The organism is Robiginitalea aestuariiviva (assembly GCF_029537735.1).
Taxonomy (GTDB): Bacteria; Bacteroidota; Bacteroidia; order Flavobacteriales; family Flavobacteriaceae; genus Robiginitalea; species Robiginitalea aestuariiviva.
Map to the genome: position 1 here is coordinate 349,619 of NZ_JARPUQ010000003.1, position 16,028 is coordinate 365,646.

Annotated in this window: 13 protein-coding genes; 4 read left to right on the top strand and 9 right to left on the bottom strand. The window is 57.6% G+C overall.

The window, feature by feature from the left end; genetic code table 11:
- Positions 1-4: 4 nt before the first annotated feature.
- Together purL and OZ410_RS14130 are read right to left on the bottom strand one after the other, a co-directional pair.
- A complete protein-coding gene (purL, locus tag OZ410_RS14125; protein ID WP_277708667.1) occupies positions 5-3,667 on the bottom strand; it encodes a phosphoribosylformylglycinamidine synthase in 3,663 nt (1,220 codons plus the stop codon).
- A gap of 87 nt (positions 3,668-3,754) precedes the next feature.
- Positions 3,755-4,969 carry an RsmB/NOP family class I SAM-dependent RNA methyltransferase gene (locus OZ410_RS14130; RefSeq protein ID WP_277708730.1) on the bottom strand — a complete coding sequence of 405 codons (1,215 nt, stop codon included), beginning with the start codon at positions 4,967-4,969 and terminating at the stop codon, positions 3,755-3,757.
- Positions 4,970-5,026: 57 nt separating this feature from the next.
- On the opposite strand from OZ410_RS14130, the gene OZ410_RS14135 reads away from it, so the two are divergent.
- Positions 5,027-6,058 carry a WD40/YVTN/BNR-like repeat-containing protein gene (locus OZ410_RS14135; protein WP_277708668.1) on the top strand — a complete coding sequence of 344 codons (1,032 nt, stop codon included), beginning with the start codon at positions 5,027-5,029 and terminating at the stop codon, positions 6,056-6,058.
- A gap of 7 nt (positions 6,059-6,065) precedes the next feature.
- Here the strand turns inward: OZ410_RS14135 and OZ410_RS14140 are convergent, their stop codons facing one another.
- The 7 genes from OZ410_RS14140 to OZ410_RS14170 form a co-directional block, all read right to left on the bottom strand.
- Positions 6,066-6,527 (bottom strand): hypothetical protein, encoded by a 462-nt coding sequence (locus OZ410_RS14140; RefSeq protein ID WP_277708669.1) that lies wholly within the window; start codon positions 6,525-6,527, stop codon positions 6,066-6,068.
- Positions 6,514-7,017: a hypothetical protein gene (locus tag OZ410_RS14145; RefSeq protein WP_277708670.1), complete on the bottom strand. Its 504-nt coding sequence runs from the start codon at positions 7,015-7,017 to the stop codon at positions 6,514-6,516. Before OZ410_RS14145 ends, OZ410_RS14140 begins: the two co-directional genes overlap by 14 nt.
- Before the next feature lie 58 nt (positions 7,018-7,075).
- Complete coding sequence (locus OZ410_RS14150) at positions 7,076-7,624, bottom strand: RNA polymerase sigma factor (protein ID WP_277708671.1); 549 nt, start codon at positions 7,622-7,624, stop codon at positions 7,076-7,078.
- Between the two features lie 63 nt (positions 7,625-7,687).
- Positions 7,688-9,514, bottom strand: coding sequence for an ABC transporter ATP-binding protein (locus tag OZ410_RS14155; protein WP_277708672.1), 1,827 nt, complete (start codon positions 9,512-9,514; stop codon positions 7,688-7,690).
- Positions 9,511-11,232 (bottom strand): phospho-sugar mutase, encoded by a 1,722-nt coding sequence (locus OZ410_RS14160; RefSeq protein WP_277708673.1) that lies wholly within the window; start codon positions 11,230-11,232, stop codon positions 9,511-9,513. The genes OZ410_RS14155 and OZ410_RS14160 overlap by 4 nt, the downstream gene beginning before the upstream one ends.
- 85 nt (positions 11,233-11,317) lie before the next feature.
- Complete coding sequence (locus tag OZ410_RS14165; RefSeq protein WP_277708674.1) at positions 11,318-12,280, bottom strand: glycosyltransferase family 2 protein; 963 nt, start codon at positions 12,278-12,280, stop codon at positions 11,318-11,320.
- A 53-nt stretch (positions 12,281-12,333) separates the two neighbouring features.
- Positions 12,334-12,846: a DUF4199 domain-containing protein gene (locus tag OZ410_RS14170; protein ID WP_277708675.1), complete on the bottom strand. Its 513-nt coding sequence runs from the start codon at positions 12,844-12,846 to the stop codon at positions 12,334-12,336.
- Between the two features lie 169 nt (positions 12,847-13,015).
- On the opposite strand from OZ410_RS14170, the gene OZ410_RS14175 reads away from it, so the two are divergent.
- The 3 genes from OZ410_RS14175 to mtaB all read left to right on the top strand — a co-directional run bounded on the left by OZ410_RS14175 (position 13,016) and on the right by mtaB (position 15,999).
- A complete protein-coding gene (locus OZ410_RS14175) occupies positions 13,016-13,270 on the top strand; it encodes a type B 50S ribosomal protein L31 (protein WP_277708676.1) in 255 nt (84 codons plus the stop codon).
- A 145-nt stretch (positions 13,271-13,415) separates the two neighbouring features.
- Positions 13,416-14,591 (top strand): GlmU family protein, encoded by a 1,176-nt coding sequence (locus tag OZ410_RS14180; protein ID WP_277708677.1) that lies wholly within the window; start codon positions 13,416-13,418, stop codon positions 14,589-14,591.
- A 79-nt stretch (positions 14,592-14,670) separates the two neighbouring features.
- Positions 14,671-15,999, top strand: coding sequence for a tRNA (N(6)-L-threonylcarbamoyladenosine(37)-C(2))-methylthiotransferase MtaB (gene mtaB, locus OZ410_RS14185; protein WP_277708678.1), 1,329 nt, complete (start codon positions 14,671-14,673; stop codon positions 15,997-15,999).
- Positions 16,000-16,028: the final 29 nt, after the last annotated feature.

The following is a 16,028-nucleotide window of genomic DNA, read 5'->3' on the forward strand; positions in this document are numbered from 1 at the left end:
GGTTTTACTGCCCGTGTTTTTCAATCCATTTCCGGGCGTTTACAAAGGCCTGCAGCCAGGGCGATACCGCATCTTCCCGCTCCGGGTAATAGGCCCAGTTCCAGGGAAAGATGGAACGTTCAATGTGCGGCATGGTCACCAGGTGGCGTCCGCTGTCGTCGCAAAGCATGGCGGCATTGTAATCGCTGCCGTTCGGGTTGGCCGGGTAGGCTTCGTATCCGTAGGTGGCTACAATATTGTAACGGTCCCGGGCATAGGGCAGGTGGAATTTGCCTTCCCCGTGGGAAATCCAGACCCCCAGCGTGGTGCCTTCCAGGCCCGAGAGCATTACCGAGTGGTTGGCGCCCACCTTCACAGAAGTAAAGGCACTTTCGTGCTTCCCCGAATCGTTATACGTCATTTTGCCGTGGTCCTCGTGGTCCGGGTGGATCAGTTCCAGCTCCATAAACAACTGGCAGCCGTTACAGATCCCGACAGAAAGGGTATCCGGGCGGGAGAAGAAGCGCTGCAGGGCCTGGTTGGCTTTTTCGTTGTACCGGAAGGCCCCGGCCCACCCTTTGGCACTGCCCAGCACATCGGAGTTGGAGAAGCCCCCAACGGCACCGATAAACCGGATATCTTCCAGGGTTTCCCGCCCGCTGATCAGGTCGGTCATGTGGACGTCCTTTACGTCAAAGCCCGCCAGGTACATGGCATGGGCCATTTCCCGTTCGGAATTGCTTCCCTTTTCCCGGAGGATAGCAGCCTTGGGCCGTTGCCCAACAGGTTCCAGGCCTTTGGGGAGTTTGCCTTTGAATTTTTTGGGGAAACGCAGCTGCAGGGGCTGCGCCTTGTAATTTTCGTACCGCGCCCGGGCCAGATCGCCCGCGGTTTGCTTCTGGTCCAGCAGGAAGGAGGTCCGGTACCAGGTATCCCGCAGGGCGGCCACATCCAGGGCCACGGTCTGCCTGTGGTTGCGGAGTGCCACCACGGCCTCTTCCCGTACTTCCCCGATTTTGGCAAAGCGGACCCCTGCTGCGCGCCAGGTGGCTTCAACGGTATCGTCCTTGGCCTGTACCACCACCCCGGCATTTTCCGCAAACAGGAGTTTCAGGGTGTCCGGTTCCTCCATGGGGGTCAGGTCCAGCTCGGCCCCCAGGTCCAGGTCAGCAAAGCACATTTCCAGCAGGGTTGTCACCAGCCCGCCGGAGCCTACGTCGTGCCCGGCAAGCAGCTGGCCGTTGCGGATATTTTCCTGCAGCGTATCGAAGACCCTGGCCAGGTAGGCTGCATCTTTTACGTCCGGGGCCTGGGTTCCCAGCTGCCCCAGCACCTGGGCAAAAGAGGAGCCCCCAAGTTGGAAGGCGTCGGAGGAAACCCCCAGGTAGTAAATGCTGCCCCCTCCTTTTTTGAACACGGGCTCCACCACCTTTTTAAGGTCGGAGCAGTGCCCGGCGGCAGAGATGATCACGGTTCCGGGGGCCAGTACCTCCCGGTCCGGGTATTTTTGCTTCATGGACAGGGAATCCTTTCCCGTCGGGATATTGATCCCCAGCGCTATGGCAAATTCCGAGGCCGCTTCCACCGCCTCGTACAGGCGGGCATCCTCCCCGGGATTATTGCAGGGCCACATCCAGTTGGCCGAGAGGGACACTGATTTTAACCCATTTTCCAGGGGCGCCCAAACCAGGTTGGTCAGGGCTTCTGCAATACTGTTCCGGCTGCCGGCTCCCGCGTGAAGCAGGGCAGATACCGGGCTATGGCCAATGGAAGTGGCCAGGCCTTCCTTCCCTTTGAAATCCAGGGCCATTACCCCGCAGTTGTTCAGGGGCAGTTGCAGGGGGCCGGCGCATTGCTGTTTGGCCACCCGCCCGCCCACGCAGCGGTCTACCTTGTTGGTAAGCCAGTCCTTGCAGGCTACCGCCTCCAGTTGCAGGACCTGCTCCAGATACTGGTGCAGGATATTCGGTTCGTATTGGGGCTCGGCATAGCGGCGCTCCTGCCGCTGGTCTTCCATTACAGTCTTGGGCGAACTCCCGAACATATCGGAAAGGGCCAGGTCCATGGGCTTTTCAGCGTCGGAGGCAAAGGTGAAGCGGTGGTCTCCTGTAATCTCGCCCACTTCGTAGAGGGGCGCACGCTCCCGCTCGGCAATGCGGCGCAAAAGGTCCAGGTCCTTGGAAGCCATAACCAGCCCCATGCGTTCCTGGGATTCGTTGCCGATGATTTCCTTGGCGGACAAGGTGGGGTCACCCACGGGCAGCTTGTCCAGATGGATACGCCCGCCGGTTTCTTCCACCAGTTCGGAGAGGCAGTTCAGGTGCCCGCCCGCCCCGTGGTCGTGGATGGAGACTATGGGGTTGTGGTCGTTTTCGGCCAGGCCCCGGATGGCGTTGGCTACCCGTTTTTGCATCTCGGGGTTGGACCGCTGTACGGCGTTCAGTTCAATGGCTGTGCTGAAGGCGCCCGTATCTGCACTGGATACGGCGGCCCCGCCCATCCCGATACGGTAGTTGTCGCCCCCCATCACCAGCACGCTGTCGCCTTTCCTGGGGGTGTCTTTTTTGGCCTGTTCCGTTTTCCCGTACCCGATGCCCCCGGCCAGCATGATAACCTTGTCGAAGGCCTGCAGGCGGCCTTCTTCTTCGTGCTCAAAGGTGAGGACGGAGCCGCAGATCAGGGGTTGTCCGAATTTATTCCCGAAATCCGATGCCCCGTTGGAGGCTTTGATCAGGATATCCATGGGGGTTTGATAGAGCCAGTTGCGCTCCGGAACAAAACGTTCCCAGGGCCTGTCCGCCTCCAGGCGGGAATAGGCGGTCATGTAAACGGCAGTACCTGCCAGGGGGATGGATCCCTTGCCCCCGGCCAGGCGGTCTCTGATTTCGCCCCCGGAACCCGTGGCAGCCCCGTTAAAGGGCTCTACGGTTGTGGGGAAGTTGTGGGTCTCCGCCTTCAGGGAAAGCACCGAGGAAAAGGGCGTTTCCCGGTAGTATTCCGGGCGGTCCGGGGCCTGGGGCGCAAACTGCACCACTTCGGGGCCCTTCACAAAGGCCACATTGTCCTTGTAGGCAGAAACAATATCGTTGGGGTGCGCCTTGGAGGTCTTTTTAATCAGCTGAAAGAGGGACTCGGGCATTTCCCGGTGGTCGATCACAAAGGTGCCGTTAAAGATCTTGTGCCGGCAGTGTTCCGAATTTACCTGGCTGAATCCAAAGACCTCGGAATCGGTCAGGGGGCGGCCCAGGCGTTCGCTCAGGGCTTCCAGGTAGGCCACTTCATCCGGGCTCAATGCCAGGCCTTCCTGGGTATTGTAGGTGGCAATGTCCGTAATGTCCCGGATCGGGTCCGGCTGGTGTTCGATTTCGAAGATGCCCTGGTGCAGGCCGTTGTATTTCTCGCTCAGCATGGGGTCGTATCCCTGGAAATCCGGGGATACGCGCTGGAAGGATTCGATGCGCACCACCCCCTGTATCCCCATGTTCTGGGTAATTTCCGTGGCGTTGGTACTCCAGGGGGTCACCATGGCTGCCCGGGGTCCAACAAAAAAGGCGTCCACTGACGCCGTATCGAGCTTTGGCCGGTTGCCGAAAAGCCAGGTGAGTTTTGCGATGTCTTCCGGAAGGAGTTCTCCCTGGTGTTGCAGGGCGTAAAGCTGGGTCTGGGGGTCTCCGAAAAAGTGGATCATATACGGCCGGTATTTAGGCCACAAAGGTATCATTTTTAGCCGGATGGCGCAGGCCGAAGTATTAACAATTGGCTTTGGGATTGTTCATTACCCTTCCCGCACGAGGCGCGCCATGTAGAAGCCGTCCGAGTGGTCCCGCGAGGCCAGCAGGGACTTCTCCCCTTCCAGGCGGAAGGCCTTCCCCGCTTCGGAAGCCAGGAAGGTTTGTACCTGTTCGGCATTTTCGGCCGGCAGGATGGAACAGGTGGCGTAGACCAGTTTGCCCCCGGGTTTGACCAGGCGGCTGTACCGCTGCAGGATTTCCTGCTGGGTACCGGTAATTTCCTTCAGGAATTCCGGCTGCAGCTTCCATTTGGCATCCGGGTTGCGTCTCAGGACCCCCAGGCCGGTGCAGGGGGCATCGATCAGGACGCGGTCTGCCGTCCCGGCCAGGCGCTTCAGGGGTTTGGTAGATTCCAGTACCCGGGTTTCGATATTGAAGGCCCCGGCGCGGCGCGCGCGGCGCTTTAATTCCTGCAGTTTGTTCCCGTAAATGTCCATGGCCAGCAACTGCCCCTTGTTCTCCATCAATGCCGCCAGGTGGAGGGTTTTGCCCCCGGCGCCCGCACAGGTATCCACCACCCGCATCCCGGGGGCCGCCTGCAGGAAATGGGCCACCTGCTGGGAGGAAGCATCCTGCACTTCAAAAGCCCCGTCCTGAAACGCCTGGGTTCGAAACACATTGGGGCGTTCTTCCAGTTCCAGGGCCTCCGGCAACCCATCCAGTGGCTTGGAGGCAATCTGCTCCGCCGCCAGGGCTTGCTGCAATTTTTTACGGTCCCCTTTCAGGGTATTGGCGCGCAACACCACGGGGGCAGGTTCGTTCTGGGCGTGGAGTTCTTGCTCCCAGAGGCCTTCCCCCAGGCTTTTTTCTCCCAGGGCATCCAGCCAGTCCGGCACAGATTCCCGGTACTTGCGCTGGGTTTTAAGGGTGTCGTACCGCCCTTTGATCCTGCGGGTGGGGGTGGATGCGAACATTTCCCAGGGGGGTAGGCGGTGCCCTTTCAGGATGGCCCAAACCGCAAAAATCCGCTGCAGGTCTTCCCGGGAAAACGGGTCCTTAACCTCGGCAATGGCCGCGTAAAGCCGTTTATAGCGCACCAGCTCGTAAAGGGTTTCCGCAATAAAGCCGCGGTCGCGGCTTCCCCAGCGTTTATCCCGCTTCAGCAGGCGTTCCACGGCCTTGTCCGCATACTGGCCCTGGTTAAAAATCTGGTCGGCCCCGTCCAGGACGGCCTCTACTAAGTTCCGGTGGAATCGCATGGCGGCAAAGGTATCGTTTTGGGTCAAATAAAGGTATCTTTACGAGAAAACTACCCCATGAAATATCAGTTTTGGCTGCTGTTGGCCCTGCTGGCCACCGCCGCCTGCAGTGGCCCCGGATCCCATAGGTATACCCGGGTAACGGTAACAGATTACTATCGGGATTCGGTGTCCATCCGGGCCATAGAACTTATGCCGGGCGCCCTGGCCATGGCCGGGAGCGACGGGTTTTTCGGTACCCTTGGCCTGGAGGACCACCAGGTGCGTGCCGGGCGGCAGGCCCTTGGGGATACCCTTCCCGAATTCCGGGCCGTAGCTCATACGGCCACCGACTTTTTTATGCTCTCCGCAGGGAGTCCGGCCCTGTTGTACAAAACCGGGGACCAGGGACAGATGGAACTGGTGTACCGGGAAGACGGGCCCGAGGTATTTTACGATGCCATGGCCTTTTGGGATAACCGGGAAGGGATGGCCGTGGGCGATGCCCAGGGCGGGTGTCTGAGTATCCTGGTGACGCGCGATGGCGGCCAGCATTGGGAAAAGCTGCCCTGTACCGCGCTACCGGAGGCCCTGAATGGGGAAGGCGCCTTTGCCGCCAGCAATACCAACCTGGTGCTCAAAGGCGACCATGCCTGGGTGGTCTCCTCCCGCTCCCGAATCTGGCATTCCCCGGACCGGGGCCATACCTGGGAGGTGGTGCAAACCCCTGCTGGCGGGCCCGAGCCCACCCAGGGGTTATACAGCCTGGCCTTCTGGGATGAAATCACGGGCTATGCCATAGGCGGGGATTATACCCGGCCGGATGCGGTAAGCCAAAACAAAGCCCGGACCACAGACGGGGGGCAAAGCTGGGAATTGGTGGCAGACGGGCAGCAGCCCGGGTACAAAAGTTGCGTACAGTACGTGCCGGGTGCCGGGGGGCTGGACCTGGTAGCGGTAGGGTTTACCGGGGTTTCTTATTCCGGGGATGGAGGGCTGCATTGGCAGCACCTGAACGATGAGCCTTTCTATACCCTGCGCTTCCTGAATGATTCGGTGGCCTATGCTGCAGGCCGAGGCCGGGTGGCCCGCCTCGTTTTTCGGCAATAGGGTGGGGTTAGGGCATATTGCCGCCCCGCTTGCGGAATTCCCGCAGCAGCCGACGCCGGAAATCGTGTTCTGCCTTAAATAGCTTCAGGGTTTTGGAGGCCGAAAGCGTTTTGGCCAAATCCCGGTAGAAACGGCGGTCCAGGGCATCCTGTTCCTGCTCCAGGGCAAGGTAACGTTCCAGGATATCTTGAGCCTCCCGCTCCCCAAAGGCCTCTCCTGAAGCCAGCCGGTTGCGGATTTCCTTGATTTCCTGGTTTCGCAAGGCTTCTTTTTTCTTCTCGTATGCGTTGTACATGGGCCAGAAGACAGTGGCTTCCTGCGGGCTGAGTTCCAGGCGCTCGGTAAAGAAGGCCACTTGCAGCGCCTTGATTTTTTCACGGCTGTCGGGGTCCTGGGCAGTAGCCTGGCGTGGGGCCAGCAGGCAGGCTGCGGCCAGGATGCCCAAGAGGGTGATTCTAGTCTTCATCATTCCAAAAAATTGCATCATCGGATTCCATGTTTTGGTCCAGATAATCCAGGATTTGTTCTTCCCCGGGGCCGGATTCCATCACGGCATCCAGGGCAATATCTTCCAATGGCAGGGCTTCTGCCAGTTCATAGGTGCTCATCTCGTCGTACCCGTCCAGGTAGGCTTCGATTTCAAAACCGGCCAGGTCTTCAAAGGCAGGCGATCCCTGCCCCCCGGTTGGCCGGAGCACCAGGAGCAGGACTACGGCAGCTGCCGCAGCAGCTACCCAACCGGATACGGCCCAGAGGTTGCGAACCCGGCCTTTCGGCCGGCGCATGCGCGCCTCCAGGCGGTCGGCAAAGGCATCGAAATACCCCTCGGGTACGCTAAAACCGTCATCTGCAGGCAGGGAGTCCCCTTCGGCCTGCAGCTGTTGCTCCAGCCGGCCGGGCAGGTCCCGGAAATATCCTTCCGGCACACGAAATCCGCTATGTCCCTTTTTTGCCTTCATGTATGCTTTAGATGCAGGTTTTGCCAAATGGTTTAAAACCCAATTTGTTATACGCGCCTCAGGCGTTTACGGTTTTCAGATACTGTTCAATTTTTTTAACGGCATGGTGGTAGGAGGCCTTCAGGGCCCCCACGGAAGTATCCAGCACCTCCGAGATATCGTCGTACTTCATCTCCTCAAAATACTTCATATTAAAAACCAGCCGCTGTTTTTCCGGCAGGCGGGCCAGGGCCTGCTGCAGTTGCCGCTGGGCGGCATCCCCGTCAAAATAGGGGTCGGCCTCCAGGCGGGATACCATATATTCCTGCATTTCGGCCTCGTCAAAGCCCTGCATCCGGGATCGTTTCCGCAGGAAGCTCAGGGCCTCATTGGTAGCGATTCGGTACAGCCAGGAGTACAACTGGCTGTCTCCCTTAAACTGCCCGATGTGCTTGAATACCTTGATGAAGGTATTTTGCAGGACATCGTCCGTATCGTCGTGGGAGAGCACAATGCGCCGGATGTGCCAATAGAGCCGCTCCTGGTAGGTCTCTACCAGCCTGCGGAAGGCCAGGTCCCGCTGAGCGGGGTCCCGGAGGGCTGCTATGAAGTCGGCTTCTGAAGTCATTGTGATGGATGGTTTAGACCCGCCCTGCGGCCAATGGTTTAAACGGGCCGTTGAAAACCTTTATTATCCGGCCAGCTGCTGCATTTCCACCAGGCGGCAGTATGCCCCTTTGGCTTCCAGCAATTCGCGGTGCGTTCCGGCTTCTACAATGGCGCCCTTTTGCATCACCACAATCAGGTCCGCATGCTGTATGGTGCTCAGGCGGTGGGCAATGACCAGGGAAGTGCGTCCCTGCATCATTTTTTCCAGGGCGTCCTGTACCATGCGTTCGCTTTCGGTATCCAGGGCCGAGGTGGCCTCGTCCAGGATCATGATGGGCGGGTTCTTGAGCACGGCCCGTGCAATGGAAAGGCGTTGTTTCTGCCCCCCGCTAAGCTTGTTCCCGCTATCGCCGATAGGGGTGTCGTACCCTTGTGGCAACTGGGCGATAAACTCATGGGCATTGGCAATGCGTGCTGCGGCCTCCACGGCCTCCTGGGAGGCCCCGGGCAGGCCCAGCAAAATATTGTTGCGCACCGTGTCGTTAAAAAGGATGGAATCCTGGGTAACCAGGCCCATCAGTTTGCGCAGGGAAGCCTTGGTGACCTGGCGGATATCCACACCGTCCAGGGTAATCCGTCCTTGCTGCACATCGTAGAAGCGCGTGACCAGGTTGGCAATGGTACTTTTTCCGCTGCCGGAATGCCCCACCAGGGCCACGGTTTTCCCCTTGGGGATGGCCAGGCTGAAGTCTTTCAACACGGGTTCCCCGTCGTACCTGAAGCTTACCCCTTCCAGGCGCAGTTCGCTTTCGAACCCTTCCAACACCCGACCGTCCTGCGGGTCCTGGATGGGGTTGGGCGTTTCCAGGATTTCGAGGACCCGGTCTGCGGCGGCATTGCCTTTCTTAACCCCGTAGGAGGCTTTGCTGATAGCCTTGGCAGGGGTGAGGATGTTATAGGCCAGCCCCATATAGGCAATAAAAGAAGAGGCGTCCAGGGTGCCTTCCACCAAAACCATCCGCCCGCCAAACCAGAGCAGGACCCCAATGACCAGGATCCCCAGGAATTCCCCGACGGGGGAGGCCAGGTTCTGCCGGTTCAGCAGGCTGTTGGAAAAGCGGAAAAACCGGGAGGTGGACGCCCGGAAACGGCGGCCAAAAGTATTTTCGGCCGTAAAGGCCTTGATCACGCGCAGCCCGCCAAGGGTTTCCTCCACAATGGACAAAAAGGTCCCCTGTTCCTGTTGCACCCTATCCGATTTGCGCTTCAGGGTCTTGCCGATCCTGGAGATCAAAAAGCCCGCGAGGGGTATAAAGATGAATACAAAGAGAGTGAGCTTTACGCTGATCAGGAACATGGCCCCAATGGTAAAGAGGATGGTGAGGGGTTCGCGAACAATCAGTTCCAGGACGGAAAGGAAGGAATGCTGAATTTCCAGCACATCAGAGGTGATGCGGGCAATCACATCCCCCTTGCGTTTTTCGGAATAATAGGAAACGGGCAGCCCCACAATTTTGTCGTAGAGGGCGTTGCGCAAGTCCTTCAAAACTCCATTGCGCAAAAAGGTGATGAAGTACATGGCAAGGTAGTTGAAGATATTCTTCAACAGGAAGAGCACCAGTACCAGTCCGATCACCCAAACCAGCGCTTGCATTTTATCTTCTGATGCCACAGCGCCCATTTTGAAATAAAGCGAATCCTTGATATAACTTTCCAGCTGTCCGATTCCTGTGTACACAGGCGCCTTTTCAATAGGCTTGGTCTGTTCGAAAAGTACTTCCAGCATGGGAATCAGGGCCACAAAGGACAGGGCGCTGAACAGGGCATACAGGATGTTGAACAGGATATTCAAAGCGCCGTACCGCCGGTAGGGGGCAGCAAAGCGCAGGATTTTCCGGAAGTACTTCATGCCTCCAGGTTGAGTTCGGCCAGCACCCGGTCAATCTTGGCTTCCAGGGCCGTCTTGGCCTGCTCGTACCCATCCGGGGTATCCAGGGGCCCGTTTACGCTCACGTAGAACTTGATCTTGGGTTCGGTACCGCTGGGGCGGGCCGCCAGGCGGGTGCCGTCTGCGGTGGTGTAGATCAGCACGTTGCTGCGCGGCAGGTCAATAGGGGCGGTTTCGCCCGAACGCGGGTCCCGGGAAACGGCCGTATTGTAGTCGTCTATGCGAACCACCTCGGAACCGTCCAGGGTCTTCAGCGGGTTTTCCCGGAAATCCTTCATCATCTGGGCAATTTCCGCAGCCCCGTCCATGCCTTTCTTGGTCAGGGACACCAGGCGTTCGCGATAGCAGCCAAAGTCCGCATAGCACTGCAGGAGTTCCTGGTAGAAACTGCTGCCGTCCGCCTTGGCCTGGGCCGCGATCTCGCAGGCCAGCAGGGTAGAGGTTACCGCGTCCTTGTCGCGTACAAAATCGCCGACCATAAAGCCGAAGCTTTCCTCCCCGCCGCCTATAAAATGCTGGTCCGGGTAGTCCACGATCATCTTGGCAATCCATTTGAAGCCGGTCAGGGACGTTTTGCATTCCACCCCATAGGCCTTGGCCATGGCCGGCATCATGGGGGTGGAAACAATGGTGGACGCCACATATTCATTCCCCTTAAGCCCGGCAGCCTTTTGTTTGTCCAGCAAGAAGCGGGTCATCAGCACCATGGTCTGGTTCCCGTTCAGCAGTTCCAGGCGGCCTTCCGCATTGCGTACGGCAATCCCCAGGCGGTCGCTGTCCGGGTCCGTGCCCACCACCATGTCTGCCCCCAGGGCTTCCCCTTTTTCCAGTGCCATAGCCAGGGCTTCCGGTTCTTCGGGGTTGGGGGATTTCACGGTAGGGAAGCTACCGTCCGGTTTGGCCTGCTCCTCAATGACGGTCACATTGGGGTAGCCAGCGCGCTTTAACACTTCTGGAATGGCCGTAATGGAGGTGCCGTGCAGGGAGGTAAACACAATGGAAAACTGATCCCGGCCTGCTGCCCCGATGCTGCCGTTGGCTACCGAAGCTTCAATGAAGGCCTCATCCACCTCTTTGTCGATCAGGGTGATGAGGTCCGGATTGGCCTCAAAGCGGACATCGCTGAAGTCCAGGCGGTTGATTTCTGCAATGATTTCCCCGTCCTGGGGCGGCACAATCTGCCCGCCATCGGTCCAGTACACTTTGTACCCATTATATTCCGGGGGGTTGTGGGAAGCGGTAAGCACCACGCCGGCATGGCAGCCCAGGTAGCGCACCGCAAAGGAGAGTTCCGGGGTAGTCCGCAGCTCCGAAAAGAGGTAGACCTGTATGCCATTGGCGGAAAAGACCTCGGCCACCGTGCGGGCCAGGGACTGGCTGTTGTGGCGGCAGTCGTAGGCAATCACCACTTTGAGCCCGTCCTTCCCATAGGTTTTCTGCAGGTATTGGCTCAGGCCCTGGGTGCTTTTGCCCAGGGTGTATTGGTTGATGCGGTTGGTGCCGGTGCCCATCACACCCCGCATGCCCCCGGTACCGAATTCGAGGTCTTTGTAGAAGCGGTCCTTGAGGTCTTCCGGGTTATGGTCGATCAGGTCCTGGATTTCCTTTTTCACGGCCGGGTCAAAGAAGTCGCTCAGCCAGGTGCGTGCCGTTTCCAGAATAGCCTTGTCAGATTGCATGGGTATTGGGTTTTTGGCAAAAGTACATTACCCGTTTTAAATAGGACCGGGCAGGGGATAAAAATCCCGGATGTGGGGGTGGGGGTCAGGCCTTGCCGGTCGAAAGGTTTACCTGGTCGTAAATGGTATAGCGGTCCCCGCTCTTGCGGCTGCGCAGGATCATTTCCCCCAGGAACCCCGCCATAAAGAACTGAATCCCCATGAGCATGGCCGTCAGGGCGATAAAGAACTGCGGCCGGTCCGTAAGCAGGCGGCCGGTGGGGTTGATAAAGAGCTTGTCGATGCCCAGGTAAAGGGCAAAGCCGAAGCCGATAATAAACATGAGCACGCCCAGGGCCCCAAAGAGGTGCATGGGGCGCTTTCCGAACTTGGAGACAAACCAGATGGTGATCAGGTCCAGAAAGCCATTGATAAAACGTTCCGGCCCGAATTTGGTGCGGCCGTACTTGCGGGCCTGGTGTTGTACCACCTGTTCCCCGATCCGGGAAAACCCCGCATTCTTGGCCAGCACCGGAATATAGCGATGCATCTCCCCCGAAACTTCAATCTGCTCGATCACCTCGCGCCGGAACGCTTTCAGGCCGCAGTTGAAATCGTGCAGCCGGACCCCGGAGGTTTTTCGCGCAGCCCAGTTGAAGAGTTTGGAGGGCAGGTTTTTCATCAGCACGGAATCGTACCGCTTCTTTTTCCAGCCCGAAACCATCTGATAGCCTTCAGCCTCAATCTTCCGGACCATTTCCGGGATTTCTTCCGGATTGTCCTGCAGGTCGGCATCCATGGTGATGACAATGTCCCCTTGGGCCTGCCGGAAACCGGCGTGCAGGGCCTGGGATTTGCCGAAATTTTTCAGGAAGCGGATGCCGCGCACCTGGGGGTTTTCGGCCGCCAGATCGCATACCACCTCCCAGCTGCCGTCCGAGCTGCCGTCGTCAATAAAAAGGATCTCGTACAAAAAACGATTGGATTGCATAACCGATACAATCCAATCGTGGAGTTCTTTCAGGGATTCCTCTTCGTTCAGTAAAGGAATGACAATGGAAAGGTGCATACCTCACTTCAGGTTTGGACCAAAGGTAACGAATAACCCGGGGATTCTCCCAATCAGGCTTTACGCAGCACCAGGGCAGGTACCAGGGAGGCCAGGAACCCGATGATTACACTGAAAATGATCCCCAGCGGGATCTGGATATACGGGGCGGACATTTTTTTGGAAATGGCCAGTTGGGCGTCTATCTGCTCCTGGGTGAGGTTGTATTGCTCCCGCATTTGCTCTGCGGCAAAGGCCATAGCTTTATCCGTGGTATCCGGATCGATCACATGGGTCAGGATGTAATTAAAAGCAATGGTAATCAGGGCGGAGATCAAAGACATGCCCACCCCAATTTTCAGGGCCTGGCCAAAGGTCATTTTACCCCCGTTCGCCTTACGGAACTGCAGCATAGCCACAATGGCCACCCCCAGGGTAAGCACAAAGGCGATAACCAGGTTGGAAAAACCTTGCTGGTAGTGCAGGTCCTGCAGGTAGAGCATAAAGGCCAGGACAACGCCCAGGGCGCCCAGCAGGATGCCGTAATTCAGTGCAAATTTGTTGGTGGTAGGTTGGTTAGCTTCCATAATATACAGATGTTTTGAATTCCTTCGTTATAAGTAGGCCACAGCCCCAATTTGTTACAGGAAAGTTAAAAAAAAGACAGCTATTTTTGACGGATTTCCTTCGTGGATTTAAAAATAAATTGTTTACATTTGCAGCCTGAAAAATTCAGGAAACTAATTGCTGTTTATCATGCAGAAAGAGATTCATCCCGACAATTACCGACTGGTGGCCTTCAAAGACATGTCTAACGACGATGTATTTATCACCAAGTCTACCGCCGAAACCAAGGAAACCCTGGAAGTGGACGGGGTAGAATATCCGTTGGTGAAACTCGAGATCTCCCGCACTTCCCACCCGTTTTACACCGGGAAAGCCAAATTGGTGGATACTGCCGGGCGTATTGACAAGTTCAAGAACAAATACAAGAAGTTCGAAAAGAAATAATTTCGGACCGCTTGCCAAGATAAGGAGCAATGCCCGCCGGCATTGCTTTTTTTTTTGGTGATTTTCGACCAGCAGCCGGGAAAGGCGGCGGATCGCATCCCCCTGCTGCCCCCCTTTTCTTACCTTTGTGCCAAAGGTCATTGCTATGCATTACATCCTTTTTGACGGCAGCTACCGTACCTCCCTGCTGCCCTTTACCTTTACCCGGCCCGTGGCTGCAATCCGTATGGGGATTCTCACCCTGGCCGAAAAGTGGGAACACCGCCTGCAGGCCCCGGTAAGCCACATGACCGAGGCCTACCTCTCCGGGAAATTTCCCATGGATAGCGGGGCGGATAACCTGATGCTCTGCGGGAGCCTGCTCCCGGACGACGCTCTGGTTAAGGCCGTACAGGCCCTGCCTTCCGGCAAAGCCCTCTGGGCCGGGGAGGAATTACTGGCCTACCGTTGCCCCGAACCGATTTCCCCTGCCAGAGCCGGGGATCTGGAAGCCGTTTCATATACCGGCCCGGTACAACTGCTGCGGAACACCTGGGAAATTTTTTCAGAAAACGGCCCCGCCCTGGAAGCGGATTTTGAGCTGTTGACCAGCGGGCGGAAATCCCAGCCCATTCCGGAATCCAACCGGGTCATTCGCCCGGACCGTATCTTCCTGGAGCCCGGCGCCCAGGTGGAATACAGCATCCTCAATGCCACGGAAGGGCCCATATACCTCGGTAAGGACTCCCTGGTGATGGAGGGAAACATGATTCGCGGCGGCTTTGCCCTTTGCGAGAAAGGGGTGGTGAAAATGGGCGCCAAAATTTATGGCCCCACCACCGTGGGCCCGCATGGCAAGGTTTGCGGGGAGATCAGTAATTCGGTGATTTTCGGATACTCCAGCAAAGGCCACGACGGCTACCTGGGCAACTCCGTTTTAGGGGAGTGGTGCAACATAGGGGCGGATTCCAACAATTCCAACCTGAAGAACAATTACGCCAAAGTACGGCTGTGGAACTACCAGAGCGGCCGTTTTGAAAATACCGGCCTGCAATTCTGTGGCCTGATGATGGGTGACCACAGTAAGACCGCCATCAATACCATGTTCAATACGGGAACGGTGATCGGGGTGAACTGCAACATCTATACTCCGGGCTTCCCCAGGAATTTTGTGCCCAGTTTTAGCTGGGGCGGGGCCAAAGGCTTTACCGAGTACCTGCCCGTACGCGCCTTTGAGGCTGCCAAAGTGATGATGGCCCGGCGCGATGTGGCCTTTACGGAAGAAGATGCCCGCATTCTGGAGCAGGTGTTTGCAGACACCGCCCACTGGCGGAAGTACTAAAGGCTTCAGCCCCCGGGTTTTACCCCTCGTGGCTTTTGCGTACCTTTGCGGCCCTGCGCCTAAAAAAATAAGCGAATCCATGCCGAAAACAGTGGCCTTTCATACCCTGGGATGCAAACTGAATTTTTCAGAAACGTCGACTATTGCACGGGATCTGGAAGCCGAGGGCTTCGAGAAAGTGGGTTTTGACCAGCCTGCAGACCTCTACGTGATCAATACTTGTTCGGTAACGGACAATGCGGACAAGCGCTGCCGCCAGGCAGTGCGCCAGGCCCTGCGCGCCAATCCGGAGGGGTTTGTGGCCCTGGTGGGGTGTTATGCCCAGCTGCAGCCGGAGGAGATTGCCGCCATCCCGGGGGTAGACCTGGTGCTGGGGGCTACGGAAAAATTCAAATTGGCAGACTACCTGGGCTCCCTGGAAAAACAAACCCATGGCCAGGTGCATTCCTGCGAGATCCGGGACGCGGATTTTTATGTGGGCAGCTACGCGATCGGGGACCGTACCCGGGCCTTTCTCAAGGTGCAGGACGGGTGTGACTACAAATGTACCTACTGCACCATCCCCCTGGCAAGGGGGATCTCCCGCAGTGCTACCCTGGCGCAGGTGCTGGAGCAAGCCCGGGAAATCTCGGCCCAGGGCATACGCGAAATCGTCTTGACCGGGGTGAATATCGGCGATTATGGCAAGGGGGAATTCGGCAATAAGAAACACGAGCACACCTTCCTGGAACTGGTTCGTGAACTGGACCGCGTGCCGGGCATACACCGGTTGCGGATATCTTCCATTGAACCCAACCTGCTACGGAACGAAACCATCGATTTTGTGGCGTCCAGCAAGCATTTTGTACCCCATTTCCACATTCCCCTTCAGAGCGGCAGTAACGACATCCTGAAACTTATGCGCCGGCGCTACCTCCGGGAATTATACCAGGAGCGCGTATCGCGTATCCGGCAGGTGATGCCGGATGCCTGTATTGGAGTGGACGTGATTGTGGGTTTCCCGGGCGAGACCGAGGCGCATTTTATGGAAACCTACGAATTCCTTCACGCCCTGGACATCTCCTACCTGCACGTGTTCACCTATTCCGAACGCCCAAATACCCCGGCAGCCGAAATGGACGGGGTGGTAGAGCCGGCCGAACGCCGCCGCCGCAGCAAGATGCTCCGGAGCCTGTCGGAGAAAAAGCGGCGGCAATTTTACCAGTCCCAGTTGGGGACCGAGCGGACCATCCTGCTGGAGGGCGAAAACCGCGAGGGGTATATCCATGGATTTACCGAGAATTACGTGAAGGTGAAAGCCCCTTGGGATCCTGCCCTGGTGAATACCCTGCACCGGGTGCGCCTTACGGAAATCGATACCGATGGGATGGTGCGCTATGAGCCGATCCCGGCAGGGGTTCCGGCATAAAAAAACCCGGCGCCTGGCCGGGATGGTCT

Bases quoted from the DNA above. Each gene is read 5' to 3' on its own strand.
- purL (WP_277708667.1), bottom strand. From the start codon at position 3,667: ATGATCCACTTTTTCGGAGACCCCCAGACCCAGCTTTACGCCCTGCAA.
- OZ410_RS14130 (WP_277708730.1), bottom strand. From the start codon at position 4,969: ATGCGATTCCACCGGAACTTAGTAGAGGCCGTCCTGGACGGGGCCGAC.
- OZ410_RS14135 (WP_277708668.1), top strand. From the start codon at position 5,027: ATGAAATATCAGTTTTGGCTGCTGTTGGCCCTGCTGGCCACCGCCGCC.
- OZ410_RS14140 (WP_277708669.1), bottom strand. From the start codon at position 6,527: ATGATGAAGACTAGAATCACCCTCTTGGGCATCCTGGCCGCAGCCTGC.
- OZ410_RS14145 (WP_277708670.1), bottom strand. From the start codon at position 7,017: ATGAAGGCAAAAAAGGGACATAGCGGATTTCGTGTGCCGGAAGGATAT.
- OZ410_RS14150 (WP_277708671.1), bottom strand. From the start codon at position 7,624: ATGACTTCAGAAGCCGACTTCATAGCAGCCCTCCGGGACCCCGCTCAG.
- OZ410_RS14155 (WP_277708672.1), bottom strand. From the start codon at position 9,514: ATGAAGTACTTCCGGAAAATCCTGCGCTTTGCTGCCCCCTACCGGCGG.
- OZ410_RS14160 (WP_277708673.1), bottom strand. From the start codon at position 11,232: ATGCAATCTGACAAGGCTATTCTGGAAACGGCACGCACCTGGCTGAGC.
- OZ410_RS14165 (WP_277708674.1), bottom strand. From the start codon at position 12,280: ATGCACCTTTCCATTGTCATTCCTTTACTGAACGAAGAGGAATCCCTG.
- OZ410_RS14170 (WP_277708675.1), bottom strand. From the start codon at position 12,846: ATGGAAGCTAACCAACCTACCACCAACAAATTTGCACTGAATTACGGC.
- OZ410_RS14175 (WP_277708676.1), top strand. From the start codon at position 13,016: ATGCAGAAAGAGATTCATCCCGACAATTACCGACTGGTGGCCTTCAAA.
- OZ410_RS14180 (WP_277708677.1), top strand. From the start codon at position 13,416: ATGCATTACATCCTTTTTGACGGCAGCTACCGTACCTCCCTGCTGCCC.
- mtaB (WP_277708678.1), top strand. From the start codon at position 14,671: ATGCCGAAAACAGTGGCCTTTCATACCCTGGGATGCAAACTGAATTTT.